The organism is Actinoplanes sp. NPDC051513 (assembly GCF_044454685.1).
Classification (GTDB): Bacteria; Actinomycetota; Actinomycetes; order Mycobacteriales; family Micromonosporaceae; genus Actinoplanes.
This window is the reverse complement of the sequence record NZ_JBITDW010000003.1, coordinates 594,710-612,966: the sequence shown is the minus strand read 5'-3', so window position 1 is coordinate 612,966 and position 18,257 is coordinate 594,710. Positions and strand designations below refer to the sequence as shown.

The window sequence follows — 18,257 nt, the reverse complement described above, 5'->3', positions numbered from 1 at the left end:
TCACCTAATCGTGTTTGCGTTTCCGACCGGACAAATGCCGTGATTTTCCTATGATCATCACATCGGCAATGAGGGTTATTCAGGGCCTACCTTGACCGACGCATTACCGCAGGTAGACACGGCGGTCTCCACCGCCCTGAATAATCCTCATTTATCCCGGACACGAAGAGGTGAATCGATGAATAAAGCAACCCGCATGCTCGTGATGACCGGAATGGCGATCGTCGCGGGAGCGACGTTCAGCGCAGGCCCGGCGGCGGCCGCCTCGGCCTCGCCTGCGGCGTCGGACAGCAAGGCCGCCACCCAGTCCGCGGGCCACGGTGACCGATCCAAGATCGTCGGCGTGTACCGCGACCCGTTCACCTGCAACAAGATCGGCCGGTTCGGCGAGATCCGGAACAAGTGGGACGACTACCGCTGCATCCGCGTGCCGGGCGGCTTCCATCGCAGCAAGTGGGCGCTGCGGGTGAGCTGGGACCGGCACGGCGGCTGGGGCGGCAACCACGGCGGCTGGGGTGACCACGACGGCTGGGGCGACGGCCACGACGGCTGGGGCGACGGCCACGACGGCTGGGGCAACGACCACGACGGCTGGGGCAACGACCACGACGGCCCCGGCGGCTGGAACAAGCACTGATCCGACCCTCATAGCGGGGCCGCTACCCTACCGGGGTAGCGGCCCTTCGTCGTATTTCGCGGCGATTTCGGCGACATCACCGCTGATTCTCAGCAAATCGCCCGGCCGCGCACGTGCATTGACACACTTCGTTGCCGGCCGCAAACTTGGGAGCGCTCCCATTTCCCTTTGAATCGCTCCTTGGAGAGCCATGCAGACCGCGATCCCCCGTCGTGTCGCGCTGGGCGCAGCCCTGCTCGCCGCAACCGCCCTGGCCGCGCCACCCGCCCAGGTCTACGCCGCCGACACCCCCGTCAAGGTCACCGTCAACGCCCGCAGCGGCCAGGCCACCGTCCCGGCCACCGCGCTCGGGGTCAACGACGCCATCTGGGACACCACGCTCGGCACCGATGCCGTCGCCGACCTGCTCGGCGCGGCCGGCGTCAAGATGATCCGCTACCCCGGCGGCTCGTACGCCGACATCTACCACTGGGAGACGCACACCGCGCCCGGCGGCTATGTCGCCCCGAACACCGACTTCGACACCTTCATGGCCTCGGCCCGCCGGACGGGCGCCGAGCCCATGATCATCGCCAACTACGGCACCGGCAGCGCCGAGGAGGCGGCCGGCTGGGTCCGGTACGCCAACGTCACCAAGAAGTACGGCGCCAAGTACTGGACGATCGGCAACGAGAACTACGGCAACGGCCACTACGGCTCCGAGTGGGAGGCCGACGACCACGCCGACAAGAGCCCGGCCCAGTACGCGGCCGAGGTGGTCGCCTACGCCGACGCGATGAAGGCGGTCGACCCGACGATCAAGGTGGGCGCGGTGCTCACCACGCCCGCGAACTGGCCGGACGCGCTGACCGGCGCGGGCGACGCCGGCAGCTGGAACCAGGTGGTGCTGCAGGCGGCCGGGCCGCACATCGACTTCGTCGACGTGCACTGGTACCCCGGCGGCGGCAGCGCGGCCGAGGCGATCGGCAAGACGCAGTACCTGGACGACTCGATCTACCTGCTCCGGAACCAGATCAACAAGTACGGCGGCGCGAACGCCGGCAAGATCGGGATCAGCCTGACCGAGCTGAACGTGGGCGTCGGGCAGAACACCCAGCCGGGCGCGATCTTCCTGGCCGACGCGTACAGCAGCCTGATCGCCAACGGGGTCTTCACCGTGCAGTGGTGGAACGTCCACAACGGCATCGGCACCCCGTCGACCGTGGCCGGGCAGACCGACTACAACGACTTCGGCCTGCTCTCCAGCGGCACCTGCACCGCCGACGGCACGGTCTGCGAGCCGCCGCTGAACACGCCGTTCGCGCCATACCACGCGCTGAAGCTGATGTCGTCGTTCGTGCGACCCGGCGACCAGATGGTGCGGGCCGCGACCGACAACGCGCTGGTCACCGCGCACGCGGCGCGCCGGCCCAACGGCGACCTCGCGGTCCTGCTGATCAACAAGGACCCGGACGCCGCGCACGACGTGGCGCTCGACTACCGCGGGTACACCCCGTCGGCGGCAGCCCCGGCCGTGCTCACCTACGGCAACGGGGACTCCGGCGCACACCCGGGCAGTGCGAGCACGCTTCCGCCGTACTCGATCACGCTCTTGACCCTGCACCCCAGCGCAAGCAATGCCGCGGCGCCGAACGCCCCCGGAGCCCCGGCCGCCTCGGCGGTCACCGACCGCACCGCGACGATCTCCTGGCCGGGCGTCGCGCGCGCCGCGAAGTACGAGATCCACCGGGCGAACGGCGCGATCAGCGAGCAGCTCGGCGAGACCACCGGCACGTCGTTCACGGTGAGCAACCTACAGCCGGGCAAGCGCTACACGGTCAACGTGCTGGCCCGCGACAGCAAGGGCAACCTGTCCTGGTCGTCGCCGCCGCTGACCTTCACCACCGGCGCGGCCGCCACCAGCACGTGCACGGTGAAGTTCGCCGACACCAACGACTGGGGCAACGGCTACATCGGGCAGATCGACATCACCAACACGGGCGCGGCGCCGCTCAACGGCTGGACGCTGAACTTCACCTGGCCGGCCACGTGGCAGAGCGTGAGCAGCGGGTGGAACGCGACCTGGACGCAGAGCGGCACCGACGTGCGGGTGACCAGCGACGCGACGCTCGCGGCGAGCGGCGGGGCGACCTCGGTCGGCTTCGTCGGCGCCTACAACGGGCCGAACGTCTTGCCGGTGGCGTTCACTCTCAACGGAACGCTCTGCTCGACGTCATCCTGACATCACCATCGCCCGTAACGCGGGGCGTGCTCCTTCTGTGGGCCGCCGTCACGGTTCTCACCGTGGCGGCGGTCGCGGTCTCTACGGCATCACCGCGTAGACCAGCACGATCAGGACGGCGTCGAGGCGGAACTGGCCCAGGCAGCGGCCGGTGATCGCGTCGAAGAGCAGCGCGGTGACCGCATCGGGCGTGTCGAGCACGCGGCGTAGCCGGTGCCAGAGCCGTCGTTGGTGGAGCCGGCCGGGGCCCCTCGCCCCGGCCGGCCGTTCCCCCTTCAGACCCCGATGTTGGCTTGCGGTCCCGCGTAGGTCTTGACCAGCGACGGCACGTCCGCCGCCGGGTCGAGCGTGTACGAGTAGAAGCTGCTCGGCGTGAATGCTGAGCCCGACGTCTCCTGCCGTCCCGTGCAGCTCACGAGGACGCTGCCGGTCTGCTTGAGCTGTGCCCCGGTGGCGGTGTCCGGGTAGTACGGGTTGTTCACGTGGTCGAAGTAGCTGCTCTCGATCACCATCTTGGTGGCGCCGCGCGAGTAGTTGCCGTACGAGCTGATGTTCTGCAGGTAGTTGTTGTAGAGGTGGGCGTACGCCAGGTTGTCGGCGCTGGGATTGCGCTGGTTGGTGTCGTGCAGCCAGTTGTGGTGGATGGTCATGCGGGCGGTGACGTTCTCGGTCCAGCCGATCCCGAACGTCTTGTTGTGGTTGCCCAGCACGTTCCACGACACTGTCACGTACGAGGTGTCCTTGCGGCTGTCGATGTAGCCGTCGTTGATCGTGGTGAACGTGTTGTGGTCGATCCAGACATGGTCGGCCGTGTCCATCTGGATGCCGTCGTAGTCGAAGTCCTTGTCGTCCGGGTCGTCCGACGCCACCGCCGTGTCGCCGATGGTCAGGTTCCGGATGATCACGTTGTGGATCCCGGCGCCGAGGAAGAACCCGCCACCCTTGATCCGCCCGCTGCTGCCCACGCCGATGATCGTCTTGTTGGACGTCACCGGGATCTCGTAGCCGTAGGTGGGCACGGTGATCGTTCCGCTGACCCGCACGGTGTACGCCGCCGAAGATGTCGCATATTTCAGGAGATCGGCGTACGTCGTGACCGTGACGGTCGTGCCGCCGGCGCCGCCCGTGGTGCCGCCGGCGAATCCGTCGGCGGTGTTGGACCAGGTGCGGCCGGACGCGATCGAGTTGAACGCCCACTGCTTGTTCGAGTTGGCGGTGCAGGTCTCCTGGATAATCGCCGCCCCCGAGGCCGTCGACGCGCCCTGATCCGACAGGCACAGCCCGCTGCCGACGTTGATGATCTGGAAGGTGTTGGTGCCGCTCGCGGTCAGCGTGAACAGCTGGTTGGTCTGCGAGCTCGCACACCCCCATTGCTGCACCTGCACGCCCGACGCCGTCGACCCACCGGGCACGTCGATGCAGCGCCCACTGTTGACGTTGACCAGCTGATACTGCGTCGACGTGATCGCGGTCAGCTTGAACTGCTGCCAGGTCGCGCCGGCCGTGCAACCCCATTGCTGGAGCAGCGCGCCGTTGTCCTTGGACCCGGCGGTCACGTCGATGCACTTGCCGCTCTTGGTGACGGCGAGCTGATAGGTGCCGCCCGCCGCGGGCAGGGCGGCTGCTTCCGAGGGCAGCGCCGACAACCCGATGAGGGCGGCCGGCACCGCGACGATGATGGCAAGCTTCTTCTTCACAGCGGGTTCCATCCATCCGTGCCGGCGAGGTATTTCTGCGGTGTGTAGTTGGCGGCCGTCGCGTCGCTCATCTGCGGCCGATTGCTGTTCGTGCCCGCGCCCGAGCCCGTGTTCTTGTATTCGAAGAACCGCGCGTTCTTCCATGAGTTGCCGGACATGTCGATCCAGGGCTGGGCGGTGGCCATCGTGGCGCTCAGCGACGACTCGCGGTACAGCACCTGCGCGTCCGGACCCCACGGCCGGCCGAGCTGGGTGGTGTTGCTGGTAGCGCCGGTGATCGTGCACTTGTAGAACAGGAAGCCGTACGCGTTGGCCGCGTCGGTCCTGGCCGCCGTGATCGGGCCGCCGGTGCTGCGCCGCTCGTAGATGCTGCTGGCGTTGAAGACCGCGGTGCCGCCGCCGAAGATGAAGTCGACAGTGCCCTCGACGTACGCGCCGGTGTAGTAGGACCGGTAGGCGTTGACCAGCAGCGTGTCCTGGTTGCCGAGGAAGCGCACGTTACTGAAGGCCGACCGGTCCGCGCTCACGTTGGCGGCGACCGCCTGGCTGCCCTCGCCGTAGTCGTTGGACATGGTGAGGTTGGTGGCGGCGAAGTCGTGCCCGTTCACGAAGACGGTGGCGCTGCCCGAGGTGCCGTACCCGCCGGCCGAGCTGTGGTTGTTCACGATCACCGTCTGGGACGCGGACGAGCCGAGGCCCTGCAGCGTGACGTACGGCTTGTTCGACGGGATGGTGACGATCTCGCGGTACGTGCCGGCCTTGATGGTGATCGTCCGACGGGTCGTGTTGTTCGCCGGCACCGCGTCGATCGCGGCCTGGACCGTCGTGTACTGCCCGGTGCCGTCCTTGGCCACGGTGGCGACCTGGCTCGAGCCGACGGCGTTGAACGCCCACTGCTTGTTGGAGTTGGCCGTGCAGGTCTCCTGGATGATCGCCGCCCCGGACGCGGTGGATGCGCCCTGATCCGACAGGCAGAGCCCGCTGTTGACATTGATGATCTGGAAGGTGCCGGTCCCACTCGCGTTCAGCGTGAACAGCTGGTTGATCTGCGAGCTCGCGCAACCCCACTGCTGCACCTGCACGCCCGAGGTCTTCGACCCACCCGGCACGTCGATGCAGCGGCCACTGTTGACGTTGACCAGCTGATACTGCGTGCTCGTGATCGCCGTCAGCTTGAACTGCTGCCACGTCGCGCCGGACGTGCAACCCCACTGCTGCAGCAGCGCGCCGTTGTCCTTCGACCCCGCGGTCACGTCGATGCACATGCCGCTCTTGGTGACGGCGAGCTGATAGGTGCCGCCCGCGGCGGGCAGCGTGGCGGCCTCGGACGGCAGGACGGCGACGGCGATCGCGGCCGTGGGGATGCCGATCGTCAGCGCGGCCACCATGATCTTTCTTCGTGCTCGGGACACTTCTCGTCCTCTCGCTCGGACGGTGACGGAGAGTTCGGGAGCGCTCCCATTTCGTCACCCTGAGTGATACCGCTCGGGGGAAGGCGGCACTCTCGTAGACACACGCGAACCTGGACGACAACAAAAACTCGTGACACGATTCGAATCCGCAGTTCAGGCCACTCCCCAGACACCAGAGCCTGCGAAGATCATCGATGGGGGCAGGCAGTGACGCAGAGTCAGATCGCGCCCGAGACAACTCGCCTCGTGCGGGCCGCTCAGGCGGGGAGTCCCGGTGCCCTCGACGCGCTGGTTGCCGAGCACCTCCCGCTCGTCTACAACATCATCGGGCGGGCGCTGGCTGGTCACCCCGATGTGGACGACGTCGTGCAGGACACCATGCTGCGCGCCATCCGCGGCCTGCCGGGACTGCGCGAGCCCGACCGGTTCCGCTCCTGGCTGATCGCGATCGCGTACCGCCAGATTCAGCTCTACCTGCGGTCCCGGCGCGCCCTCCGGCAGCGCCGGGTGCCCGAGCCGGTGGAGCTCGCCGAGCCCGATTTCGCGGACGACGCCGCCGCCGAGATCGTCGTCGCCGACCAGCGCCGGGAACTGGTCGAGGCGGCCCGCTGGCTCGACGACGGCGACCGGCGGCTGCTCGGGCTCTGGTGGCAGGAGGCGAGCGGCGACCTGACCCGCAACGAGCTCGCGTCGGCGCTGGACGTGGCGCCCAAGCACGCCGCGGTGCGGGTTCAGCGGATGAAGGCCCAGCTCGACGCGGCCCGCGGGGTGGTGCGAGCGCTGCGGGCCCGGCCGCGCTGCCCCGAGCTGGCCGAGCAGGTGCGCCGGTGGAACGGGGTGGCCGATCCACTGTGGCGCAAGCGGCTGGTGCGGCACGTCCGCGAGTGCCCGGCCTGCGAGCCGCGCCGGCGGGGGCTGATCGCGCCGGAGGAGCTGCTGCTCGGCATCGCCGCGCTGCCGGTGCCGGCCGGTCTGCTCGCCGGCCTCCAGGCGGCGCCCGCGAAGCTTTCGCTGCTCGGGCTGTTCCAGCACAAGACGGTGGCGGTGGCCGCGGCCACGACTTTCGCGGTCGGCGGCGGGATCGCGTACGCGGTCTATCACGAAACTCTCCCGCCCGGCGAAACGATCACCGTGACCCCGACGCTCGCCCCTCGCTCCGCGGCGCCCGGCATCGCCGGCGCCATCTCGCCCCCACCCGCCGCAACCTCGCCCGCCGCGGCCTCTCCCGTCGTTCTCCGGGAGATCGTCGTCGCCCCGGACGGCTCCGATGACGGCGACGGAACCCCGGCCCGCCCCCTCGCGACGCTCGGCAAGGCGATCGCCACGGTCCAGCCCGGTCAGACGATCTCGTTGCGCGGTGGCACCTACCGGCTCACGTCGCCAGTCTCGATCACCACGAGCGGAACCTCCGGCGAGCCGATCGTGCTGCGTGGCTACCGCGACGAGCGGCCGGTGCTCGATGCCTCCGGCATCTCCGCCGACAAATGGGCGATCACGCAGCATTCGTCCTGGTGGACCATTCAGGGCCTCGAGATCAAGAACGCCAGGAGCCACGCGTACGTCTGCAGCGCCTGCACCCACATGGTTTTCCGTGGCCTCGCCCTGCACGACAACGCCCGCTCCGGCCTCATGCTGCGCGACCCCGGCACGGCCGAGAACCAGGTGCTAAACAGCGACTTCTACGACAACGGCACCGGGCTGTCGGTCCAGTTCGGCGACGGCGACGGCAACCTCGTGCGCGGCAACCGCTCGTGGGGCAACGCCGCCTCGGGCTACGACCTCGGGGGCTTCACGTCGCCGGTGACGGTCGAGTACAACTGGGCCTACCGCAACGCGACCAACGGCTTCGCCCTGGCCGGCGGCCCGTCCGCGGGCGCGCCCGCGCACAAGCTGCGGCACGACGTGGCCTGGGACAACGGCGGCCACGGCTTCACCGACGACGGCGCCGGCGGCTCGGCCTCGATCGTCAACAGCACGGCGTTCCGCAACGGCGGGGCCGGTTTCGCGTTCCCGGTCGGTTCGCCGCTGCTGCGCTCCGATGTGGCGGTCGGCAACGAGAGGCCCGACGCGCCGTCCGGCGCCGAGGAGTCCGCCTTCCGCTCGACCGACCCGTCCTCGGCGGAGGGCCCGCGCCGCGACGACGGCTCGTTCCCGCGCACCGCCTTCCTGGTGACCGGCAACGGCAAGGGCGCGTCGATGGGCGGCTGACATTCACAGGTGATTCTTAGGTCCCTCCCGGACGCCTCGGCCTAATCTCTATATCGATGTTCATCGATGATAAACCTCGCCGCAGGCTGACGTTCAGGCCGCGCTGATCGCGCAGCTCGATCGGATCTTGGGCGCGCGGGTGCACTCGGCCGCCGTCGAGCGGGTCGACCTGGTCAACGAGACGACGGTGGTGGACGTGCGATACTCGCACGCCCGCGTTCCCGCCATGATCGGCGTCGAGCGATGAGTGACACGATCTCGCTGGAAGAGCTCACCGAGAAAGCCTCCCTGTAGACCCGGGTCGACCGGAAGTACGTTCTGCCGCTGGCAGAAGCGCTTGACCTGCCGCGCCGGCTGGGTCGTCAGGCCCGCATCCTGGAGATCGACGGCGCCCGGGTCTTCCGCTACCGGTCCGTCTACTTCGACACGCCCGACCTGATCAGCTTCCGGCTCACCGCGCATCGCCGCCGCCGTCGCTTCAAGGTGCGCACCCGCACCTACCTCGACTCGGCGGTGTGCTGGCCCGAGGTCAAGACCCCGGGTCAGCGCGGGGACACGATCAAGAGCAGGATTCCGTACGAGGTATCGCACAGCGCCACGGTGACGCCCGGCCGGCCGTTCCTCGACTCGCTGCTCGGCACGCAGACCACCACCGTCACCGCCGGCACTCAGACGGGCGGCGGCGGTCGCCCCTAACGCCACCGGCTCCGGGGGCCGCACGCACCTCGTGCGCGCGGCCCCTGCGACGCTGATTTAGCGTCTACGATGCGTCCGTGTTCGGACGCCGCTCGCACACCCTGCCCGAGATCTGCGCTGACCTGGCCGACGCCGTGCTGCGGCTCGACGGCCCCGAGTCCACCCGGAACCAGCGCGCCGTCGTCGAGCGGGTTCCGCTGGCCGACGAGGCCGAGCTCAGCGCCGGCCTGCGCAAACTCGCGCCGGCCCTCGACGAGGTGGCGCTCGGCAACGGCGGCTTCCTCGCCACGCTGGCGGCCGGCCTGATCGAGACGGGCGCCGACCCGCTGCCGGTGCTGGGCGTGCTGGTCGACCGGGTCGCCGGTGGGCTCGAGTCGGCCGCGCAGTTCGGCCTGCTCGCCGACAAGCTGGGCGAGGTGTCCGCGCCGGCCAGCGCCGACGAGTACCGCGCCCTGCGCGAGCGGATCGTCGAGGCGGCGCCGTCGGCCGGGCTCAGCGTCGAGGAGGCCGGGCAGATCACCCAGGCCTGGTTCTCGGTGAACGACTGGATCCCCAGCCTGCTGCTGCCGTTGCAGCAGAAGCGCAGCCGTCAGGCCCTGCCCGAGCGCGACCGCTTGACCGCCGCGGCGATCGCGATGAGCGAACACGCCGAGGACGCGCCGTGGCTGCTCGGCCTGCTGCGGGTCCTCGACGACGAGCGCCTGGTGGTGGCCCACTGCGAGAGCGACCGGGTCTTCGAGCTGACAATGAGCGGCGTCGGCGACAACATCCAGTTGCACGTCCTGCTGGCCGCCGCGCTGATCGGCGACGATCGCATCCCGGGCGAGCGTCCCGACCCGGCCTGGGTGGCCGCGGCGACCGACGGCATGATGATGCCCGAGGGCGGCGTACGCACCCAGTTCGACCTGACCGACGCGTCCGGCGCCCCGATCTGGGCCGAGGGCCGCCCCGCCGACATCTCCGCCGCCGAGGGCCGCCGCGTGATCGTCCTCAACCGGCCGTCGTACAGCCGCGCCTACAACGTAGGCCGCCTGTACCCGCTGATGGCGCCCGAGCTCACCGTCGACCGCGAGCTCCCCTCGGACGAGGCGGCGCCCTGGCTGGCGCGCCTGTCCTGAGCGCACGTCAGGCGGCCGGTTTTGACCGAGGATGCGCCGTGAGCGTGGACTGGTTACCGAGCGTGGAGGCGGCGGCACCCTGTTGCTGCAGGAGGCCATTCCCGAGACTCCCGCCGAGGCGCGCACCACCGAGCAATGGGCTTCGATCGGCCGCGAGCTGGCAAAACTTCATCACGTGTACGGGGACAGCTTCGGGCTGGCCGCCTTCGACGGATTCTTCGGGCCGCTACCCCAGGACAACCGGACGGCCGCCGACTGGCCGTCCTTCTACGGCAGCCGCCGCCTCGCGCCCCTGCTCCGCCGAGCCGTCGACACCGGACGGCTCGGTCCGGATCTGGCGGCGAAGGTCGAGCGCGTGATCGACCGCCTGGCGCTGCTGGACTATTTCGCCCCGGTCCCCCCGATCGTCTTCGACGCGTACCGCGAGGTGACTCCGATCGACGCCACGTTCGGTGATCGCCGAGAGCTGTGGCGACTCTTCGGATATCTGGCCGTCGTCACCGTGGACGGCGATTCGCCGTTCGGCCGCCCGTTCATCGGCCGCATCGCCGCCGCGGTCGAGCGCTACGGCCGCTCCCGCCGAAACGGGGCACGCAAGCGTCAGGGCGCCTGACCGCTTTCGCAGTTAGGCGCCCTGACCTGCACTTTCGATTGGGTGATCGACGGGGCTTGAACCCGCGACCCCCGGGACCACAACCCGGTGCTCTACCAGCTGAGCTACGACCACCATTGCCGCACGGGGACTCACCCCGTGGTGCCCGACAATCATAGCCGTACCGCTGCGCGGGTCGTCGAGCGGGTTACCTGCGCGGTCGGGTGACTCGCGACTCCTACAGCCCGGCGGCGATCGCCTTGGCCGTCTCGACGTCCGGGCCGGGCAGCGGGACGAAGACCGTACGGCGGTAGTACTCGAGCTCGCGGATGCTCTCGCGGATGTCGGCGAGGGCGCGGTGGGCGAGGCCCTTGGGCGGCTGCCCGAAGTACACCCGGGGGTACCAGCGGCGGCACAGCTCCTTGATCGAGGACACGTCGATCATGCGGTAGTGCAGGAAGGAGTCGAGCGCCGGCATGTCGCGGGCAAGGAAACCGCGGTCGGTGGCGATCGAGTTGCCGCAGAGGGGCGCGGTGCGCGGGTTGGGGACGAATTCCCGCACGTACGCGAGGACCTTCTCCTCCGCCTCGGCCATCGTGATCACCGCGCGCCGGACCTCTTCGGTCAGGCCCGATTTCGCATGCATGTCGCGCACCACGGGCGGCATCGCGTCCAGCGCCGCGTCATCGGCGTGAATCACCAGGTCGACGCCTTCACCCAGCACGTTGAGCTCGGGATCGGTGACCAGCGCCGCGACCTCGATGAGCTTGTCCTTGCCGAGGTCGAGACCGGTCATCTCACAGTCGATCCACACCAGAAGATCAGCCACGCCGACAGCCTACGCCCGCGTACAACGTGTCGGTGTCACGTCCTTAGCGGCCACTCATCCGGGCGGGACCCACTCGGGGACGTGTTTTGTCCGCTTTCGGGGCGGGACTTCCCAGTTGGTCGCTTCGCGGGATAAAGTGGTCTTAACGGACGAAGCCCCCCTTCGGTTACTCCGTTCCCCAGGTAAAGGGCCCTCCGCGTCGGCAGCGCGGAGGGCCCTTTCGATTGGCGGCGCGGCTTCGCTTCGGCGTTGCCGCACCTTCGGCCAGGCTTCGGCTCGACCCCGGCTGGACCGGGCCAGGCCCCGGCTCAGCTCCGGCTCTTCTCTGTCAGCTCTGGCTCTGACCCGGCTCTGACCCCCGGCTCTGTTTCTGCTCGGACCGGGCGAAGGCCGAACTCAGGACGGTCTTCGTGCAGTTCAGAGGGCTGGTCGATGATGGGTCGGCAGGGGTCGGATCGAGGCAGGGCACGCCCGGCCGTCGCCCGGCCGCGTGAGGGCTGGGCCAGCCGCCGCTCGGCCTCGCCCGTGGTCCGGCCGGTAGTCACCCGGCCGGGATGGGCCGCCGGATCAGTCGTCGTCCGGCCGGGTCGGGGCGGCCCGGCGACGGCGGACGGGCTCGGGCGCGGCCGGCTCGATCGTTGCTGGGTTCGTAACGGTTCGGCGGCGACGGCGCTGCGCCGAGGCGGCGAGCAACTCGGCGGCCTCCTTCTGATAGCTCGACAGCCCCGACGAGGTCTCGACGGCGGTGGGTTTGGCGGCGGCCTTGGCCGGCTTGCTCCCAGTCGTCGAGCCGGGTTTGGCGGCGGTTGAGGCCGATCGCGCGGTGGTCGACGCCGATCGCGCGGTGGTCGACTTGGCAGGGGCCTTCGCCGCCGGTGCCGCCTTGGCCGCGCGGGCCGACTTCGCGGGTTCGGGCGAGCCTGCCGATCGGGCCGGGGCCGCCTTGGCTGCCCGGGTCGTCGTAGCGCCTTCGGCAGACTTCGCCCTGGTGGCACGGGTCTGCGTCGTCTTGGCCGGCTTGGCCTCTGCGTTCTCACCCTCACCGGCTGGGCCTGCGGTCGCCTCGGGATGGGCCTTGGCGGCGGCCTCAGCGCGGGCGGCCACGGTCTCGGCGGCCTTACGCCAGGCGGCGGGCGCCAGCCTTCCACCAAGCCCGGGGAGCCGACCGGCAAGGCCCGAGGCGGCGCCCTCCTGAGCGCCACTCGGATCGGCCGGCTTCCGCACGCCACCGGGAGTAGGCATCGGACGCTGCGCCAGCGGAAACTCCGGCACCTGGCCCGGCCGCTTCTCGGCCGATTCGGCCAGTCCCGCCGATTCAGCCAGTCCCGCCGATTTCGCCAGTCCCGCCGATTTCGCCAGTCCCGCCGATTTCGCCGGTCCCGCCGATTTCGCCAGTCTCGCCGATTTCACCGGTCCCGCCGGCCCCGCCGATTCGGCTGCTTCGCCTTCGCGGGCAGTTCCCCGGCCGCCCAACCCCGCCGAATCAACCAGCCCCGCTGACTCGGGTAGTCCGGCCAATTCGGCCGTGGGCCCAGCGGCGGTCGATCCACCGATGCGCTCGCCGCGAGCCATCGCGTGCATCACGGCGGACACCTCGGGCACGCCCGCGACCACCCGCATCTGCGGCGAGGTCACATCCGAGGTGATTCCCGACACCTGCGGCGCGACATTCGACTCGCCAGCCTCGACGGATGCCCTGATGGGCGCATTGGTCTTCGCGAGGTGCTCCGCCGAACTCTGCGCGTGCGTCTCGAGCGAGGCAGTTAGGGGCGCGTAGGTGGAGTCGCTCCCAGTCGCGGGCGCCGGCAGTGAGGCGTGCGAGTGGGTAGGCGCCGGCGGTGAAGCATGCGAACCGGTGGGCACTGATGGTGAGGCATGCGAGCCGGTGGGCACTGATGGTGAAGCGTTCGAGCCGGTGGGCGCCGGGGTTGAAGCCTGGGAGCCGACCGTGGTTCGGGCCGGGCCGGAAGGCTGCGCGGGAGCGGCCGTCCGGGCGGGGGCGGGAACTGCGGGCTGCCCGGAGGCCGACGACGGCCTTGGCGACGGCCGCTTGGTGGCATTCTTCGCCGCGCCCTCGGGCTCGGTGCTCTTGGTGCGGGTCGCCTCGTCGGGGGCCGCGCCGGAGGCGGCGATGATCGGGCTCAGCTTGGGAGCGGACACCGGACTGCGGTCTTCGCGACCTGTCCCGGTGTCCGCTCCCGCGGCCTGCCGCGCCCTACTGGCGGTTAGGGGCGGCTCGGCGCCGGCGCTCGCTGTCGTCGCGGAAACGGACGACACTGCGGAGGCTGCCGGCGTGGCGGGCTGTACCTTCTCGGGGCCGGCGGACATCGGGGGCGGGCCGGCCACGGGCGTCGCGAGAGAAGAAGCTGCCGTGGGTGACGAAGATTCCTCGCGTTGCACGCTAGTCCGTGCCGGGGCCGCCGTCCCAACGGATGGACCGAGTTCTGCGTCACCAGGCGCCCGCTCCTCGGCCGCGATGGACGCCCGGCCCAGCCCCAGAACCTTCGGGAAAGGCGCCGGTGTCTCCCCACCCGACCGCGCGGACGCCGCCGCCCGCGCGGACCGCGAACCAGGCCCGGCCCCGTTTGCCGAGGTCGCGAGCTCATCCTCGGAGGTGGCCGCCGTTACCGAGGCCGACCGCCCGGACCTCGGCCGCCCACCCGCCGGCCGGCCGGACCCTGGCCGCTCGGTGCTTGGCCTCTCGGTCCCGGGCCGCCCGGCCACCGCCGATTTGTCCGGCGTGGCCGCCGAGGCGCTAACCGACGAACCGGTCGCCCCGCCGTCGCCGGAGCCCGCGCCCGCGCCTGAGCCTGAGCCCGAGACCGAGCCGGAGCCGGAGCCGGAGCTGGAGCTGGAGCTGGAGCTGGAGCCGATCGTGACGCCCGCGTCGGTTCCGATCGCCGCCACGGCCCGGATCTCCTCGACAGGCTGACGTGCCGCGGCCGATTCGGTGGTAGCGGTGGGAGTCACGGTCGATGCGGGCTTGGCGATGGGCGGCTTCGAGGCCGCTCCGGTGTCACGGGGCTGAGCTGGGGACGGCGTCGAAGTCCGGGACCGGGCTCCCTGACCGCCGCCCGAGGACGTCTGCCGACCGACCCGGCGGGCGTCCGCCCGAGTCAGCCCGGTGGCGGCCCAATCGGTGGGCTGGGGGCCCGTGACCACGGTAACGCGCTGTCCGGCCGTACGCGGATCGCGTAGTGACATGGAGTCACGCCCAGCGGCAGTTGGGGTCCTGGCGGAAGTGCTCCCAGCCGGCTCGAGCTCGCCTCTCGCCGCGCGTGCGTCCGCCGCGCCCGCCTCGTAAGCGGCGGCCATCGCCCCATCGCCGGACGTCGCCGGACGGCCGCTGCCCGAGCCTCGCGGCGCGCCACGGTTGGCATCGGGCCGCTGCGGGAAGCCGGGGTCGACGTCGGAGCGCTGCGGGAAGCCACGGTTCGCTGCCGACGCCGGCGATTCGGGCGCTTCCTCGTCGCCGGCGGAGTTCTTGCGTGCCACCTCGGCCATGCGCGCGGCCGCGGTCGCTTCGGTCTCCCGCGCGCGCTCGGCGGCCGTCTCGGCGACCCATGCGTCGACCGCCGAGGCGTGGAACATCGGCAGGTCGCTCGGCTCGGGGTTGCGACGACGGCTACGCTCCCCACGCCGGCCGAAGATCGGGTCCTGCGCGGACGGTGGGTCACCGAGCGGCAGCGACACCGGCCCGCCCGCCGTCGCCGGCTGGATGAAGTTGAGCGGCTCCCCCGGCTTCGGCAGGGGCCCACCCGGCGCGCGCTCCTCGACAATCTCGGCGGAGGGCGCAACGGCCGCGCCCGAACCGGCGGAGGGAACAGCGATCGCGCCCGAACCGGCGGAAGGAGCAACGGCCGCGCCCGAAGCGGTGGACGATCCAGCGATCGCGCCCGAACCGGCGGAGGGCGCAACGACCGCGCCCGGGCCGGGTGTGGCGATGACCCGCCCCAGGACGGAGCCGTCCGCGAATCCCGCGGCGAAAGCCTCGTCAGCGTCCTCGAAGGAACGCCCGGACGAACGGCCCGGAATCGCCGTAGCCGCGGCGTACGCGGCCGCGTCCGGGGCGGCGCGCATCGCCACCGCCTCGGGGCCGGACAGCGCCGGCGTCCCCGCCGGGGGCCAGACGAACTGCGGCGCCGCCGGCGGCAGCGCCGCCATCTTCTGTGCGTCGGCCAGCGTTCGCGGCCGGTGCGCGCCGCCCGGCCGGCCGGCGGTGAGGGCGAGCGGCAGCGGCGCGCCGATGGCCGCCATGAGGTCGGGCACCTGGCTGGGCTCGACCACGTAGACCACCTCGCGCCGCCGGCCGGGCCAGGCCAGGACGATCAGGCCGCTCATCACGAGCAGCGTGCCGAGGGTGATCAGGCCCCACGTGCTGGAGTTCAGCCAGCCGGGGCGGATCTCGGCGGCCGCGGTCAGGCGCAGGCCGGGCTTCGCGCCCGGGTTCATCACGACCAGGCTGTACGGGCCGCCGGTCACCTCGCCGGGCGTCCAGGCGAGCTCGCCGTCGCCGGTGCGCAGCCAGAACGTGGCGCGGGCGGGGATCGTCTCGGGTGCGCGGCGGCCGCCGAGGATCGTGCTGGCGACGGGGAGGGCGCCCGTGCCGATGTCGACGTTCTCGATCGTGCTGTGCGGGACACCGTAGAGGTACTGGTCGACCGCCGCGGTGGGGGCGATGCCGACGAAGGCGGGCCCGTCCTGGGTGCCGGCCGTGATGCGGAGCTGGGTGTCGCCGATCCGGCTGAAGGGGGCGTCGGAGCGCAGCAGGCGGTCGACGTCGGGGACGACGACGGCGTACCCGGGGGTGATCAGCCGCTGGAGGTCGCCGCTGAACGCGCCGCCCTGGTCGCGGTGCTGCATGGCCGCCCACAGCGCCGCGCCGGCCAGCAGCGACGGCAGGCCGATGGTCAGCAGCAGCATTCCGAGGATGGTGCGGAACACCCGCATCAGCTTCTCCCCCTTCTCGGGCCGTACTGCGGAGACCATACAGATCCAAATAACCCCAAAGTGGTCAAATAGCCGCGAAATCCCTCATGGATATGAGAACGGCCCGGACCTCCTCCGAGGGCCGGGCCGTATGTGCGAAGAAATCAGGAGATGTTGGCGGTCAGCGTCAACGTCTGCTGATCGATGTCGCTCGTTCGAGCCGTGAACTTGAAGGTCCACTGCCCGGCGGAGGGCAGCGCGATGTCGCCGACCGCGTGGAAGTCGGTGATCCGCAGCAGCGGGATCTCGATCGGCTCGATCCCCTTGGCGGGCAGCGCCGCCGTCCCGGTCCACTCGACGACCGTCAGCGGCTTGTTGTCGGGCGTGTACGCGTACAGGTGAAGGGAATTGTTGCCCACCGTGGCCGGGAAGATGTCGACCTGGAGCGCCATCGTGCTGCTCGTCAGCGTCTGGCTCACCGTGGAGCTGGTCGAGCCGGTGTCGGCCGCCTGGGCCGTGCGCGGCGGCGCGATCTGCACGAGCGCGGCCGTCACCCCCAGCACCACCGCCGTGATCGCGAGCTCCACCCCGACCACCCGGCGCAGCCGCCCCGGCGACGACTCGGCCCGATGCGACCGCACCAGCCGCCGCGAATACCAGGCCACGCCGAGCACGCACGCCGCCAGCGCCACCTTCACCAGGATGAGCCGCCCGTAAGTGCTGTCGACCAGGCCGCTGAGCGTGGACACCTCGATCAGCGCCTGCACCACGCCGGCCAGGATCAGCGCGCTCACCGCCGTGGCCGCCCAGCGCGACCAGATCGGCAGGATCGCCTCGAGCTCGCGTTCGTTGGCCTCACGCAACAGGAAGCCGACCAGCATCACGAGCCCGCCCAGCCAGACCGACATGGCCGCCAGGTGAATGGCGTCGATCACCACCGAGACGCCGGCCACGGGAGATGCCGTCGGGTGCCCGGTGAGCGGCCAAGTGGCCAGTGCGGCCACGCCGAGCACTCCCAGCAGCGCGAGGTCGGTCTTGGACTCCCCCGACCCGTTGCCACGCAGCAGCGGCCGCAGCAGGAACGCCGCCGCCGCGAGCACGCCGAGCCGCACCAGCATGACCGCGCCGAACGTGCTGCCGAGCACGTCGCGCAGATCGCCGATGCGTACGTCGAACAGTCCCGTACCGAGCGTGTAGGGAACCTGGAGCCAGATCGCCATCAGCGTGCTGAACGTGACCAGCCCCATGCCCGTCCAGACCACCCGGGACGGCCCTCGGCGGCTCAGCCGGTGTGGCCACAGCAGGGCGAGCACCAGCGCCGGGCCCACGAGGAGCACCAGTCCCGCGTACCCGAGGTATTTGCCGACCGGGATGAGCGCCCGGACCACCGGGTCGACCTTGGTGTCGTCGATCGTCGCCGACGGCGGCGTCGACGCCGCGCCCACCGAATAGGTGATGCTGCCGCCGATCGGGTGACTGTCGGCGGAGATCACCCGGAAGCTGACCAGATAGGTGCCGCGGCCGCCGCCGGAGCGCAGCGGGATCGTGACCGTGTCGCCGTTCACCGTCGGGTCGCCCTGATCGGCGCGGGCGCCGTCGGGCCCGAGCACCTGGATCTTGCCGTTGACCAGCTGAACCGACTCGCTGAAAGTCAGGGTCACCTTGTTCGGCGCGTCGGGCACGATCGTGCCGTTGCCCGGATCGGTGGCCACGAGCGCGGCGTGCGCGCTGGCCGGCGAGGCCCCGAGCAGCACGCAGAAGAGCCCGATCAACAGGCCGGCGGCGCCCGCCAGCGCCCGGCGACGATCAAAGGTCATGCGCGCCATGCTCCACGATCCGGTCGGAAGTACCCACCGGCGGGTAGTCGCCGATGCGCCCCACATGGTTCCAGAAGCCTCCGACAATTCCGCTTCCCGTA

The 18,257-nt window shown here is 70.7% G+C and carries 10 protein-coding genes, 1 tRNA gene and 2 pseudogenes; 7 read left to right on the top strand and 6 right to left on the bottom strand.

What is annotated here, in order from left to right; all coding sequences use genetic code 11:
• The first annotated feature begins 178 nt into the window (after window positions 1-178).
• Window positions 179-637 (top strand): hypothetical protein, encoded by a 459-nt coding sequence (locus tag ACIA5D_RS12865; protein WP_396030040.1) that lies wholly within the window; start codon window positions 179-181, stop codon window positions 635-637.
• A 190-nt stretch (window positions 638-827) separates the two neighbouring features.
• Entirely contained in the window at window positions 828-2,858 is a 2,031-nt protein-coding gene (locus ACIA5D_RS12860) for a cellulose binding domain-containing protein (protein ID WP_396030039.1), read from the top strand.
• 275 nt (window positions 2,859-3,133) lie between these two features.
• Here the strand turns inward: ACIA5D_RS12860 and ACIA5D_RS12855 are convergent, their stop codons facing one another.
• Together ACIA5D_RS12855 and ACIA5D_RS12850 are read right to left on the bottom strand one after the other, a co-directional pair.
• Complete coding sequence (locus tag ACIA5D_RS12855) at window positions 3,134-4,555, bottom strand: RICIN domain-containing protein (protein ID WP_396030038.1); 1,422 nt, start codon at window positions 4,553-4,555, stop codon at window positions 3,134-3,136.
• Window positions 4,552-5,967 (bottom strand): pectinesterase family protein, encoded by a 1,416-nt coding sequence (locus tag ACIA5D_RS12850; protein WP_396030037.1) that lies wholly within the window; start codon window positions 5,965-5,967, stop codon window positions 4,552-4,554. Before ACIA5D_RS12850 ends, ACIA5D_RS12855 begins: the two co-directional genes overlap by 4 nt.
• Window positions 5,968-6,174: 207 nt before the next feature.
• On the opposite strand from ACIA5D_RS12850, the gene ACIA5D_RS12845 reads away from it, so the two are divergent.
• The 5 genes and pseudogenes from ACIA5D_RS12845 to ACIA5D_RS12825 all read left to right on the top strand — a co-directional run bounded on the left by ACIA5D_RS12845 (window position 6,175) and on the right by ACIA5D_RS12825 (window position 10,602).
• Window positions 6,175-8,175 carry a sigma-70 family RNA polymerase sigma factor gene (locus tag ACIA5D_RS12845; RefSeq protein WP_396030036.1) on the top strand — a complete coding sequence of 667 codons (2,001 nt, stop codon included), beginning with the start codon at window positions 6,175-6,177 and terminating at the stop codon, window positions 8,173-8,175.
• Window positions 8,176-8,275: 100 nt separating this feature from the next.
• Window positions 8,276-8,422 (top strand): annotated as a pseudogene (locus ACIA5D_RS12840) (hypothetical protein); the annotation flags it as partial.
• Between the two features lie 62 nt (window positions 8,423-8,484).
• Window positions 8,485-8,871: pseudogene (locus tag ACIA5D_RS12835) on the top strand (VTC domain-containing protein); the annotation flags it as partial.
• 77 nt (window positions 8,872-8,948) lie between these two features.
• A complete protein-coding gene (locus ACIA5D_RS12830) occupies window positions 8,949-9,989 on the top strand; it encodes a hypothetical protein (protein ID WP_396030035.1) in 1,041 nt (346 codons plus the stop codon).
• 31 nt (window positions 9,990-10,020) lie between these two features.
• A complete protein-coding gene (locus ACIA5D_RS12825) occupies window positions 10,021-10,602 on the top strand; it encodes a fructosamine kinase family protein (protein ID WP_396030034.1) in 582 nt (193 codons plus the stop codon).
• 41 nt (window positions 10,603-10,643) lie between these two features.
• Here the strand turns inward: ACIA5D_RS12825 and ACIA5D_RS12820 are convergent.
• From ACIA5D_RS12820 to ACIA5D_RS12805, 4 genes are all read right to left on the bottom strand, one after another.
• Window positions 10,644-10,716, bottom strand: a tRNA-His gene (locus ACIA5D_RS12820).
• A gap of 103 nt (window positions 10,717-10,819) precedes the next feature.
• Window positions 10,820-11,410: an oligoribonuclease gene (gene orn / locus ACIA5D_RS12815; RefSeq protein ID WP_396030033.1), complete on the bottom strand. Its 591-nt coding sequence runs from the start codon at window positions 11,408-11,410 to the stop codon at window positions 10,820-10,822.
• A gap of 567 nt (window positions 11,411-11,977) precedes the next feature.
• Window positions 11,978-16,399 carry a hypothetical protein gene (locus tag ACIA5D_RS12810; RefSeq protein ID WP_396030032.1) on the bottom strand — a complete coding sequence of 1,474 codons (4,422 nt, stop codon included), beginning with the start codon at window positions 16,397-16,399 and terminating at the stop codon, window positions 11,978-11,980.
• 104 nt (window positions 16,400-16,503) lie between these two features.
• On the bottom strand, window positions 16,504-18,165 hold the full coding sequence (locus ACIA5D_RS12805) for a copper resistance CopC/CopD family protein (protein ID WP_396030031.1): 1,662 nt from the start codon (window positions 18,163-18,165) through the stop codon (window positions 16,504-16,506).
• Window positions 18,166-18,257: the final 92 nt, after the last annotated feature.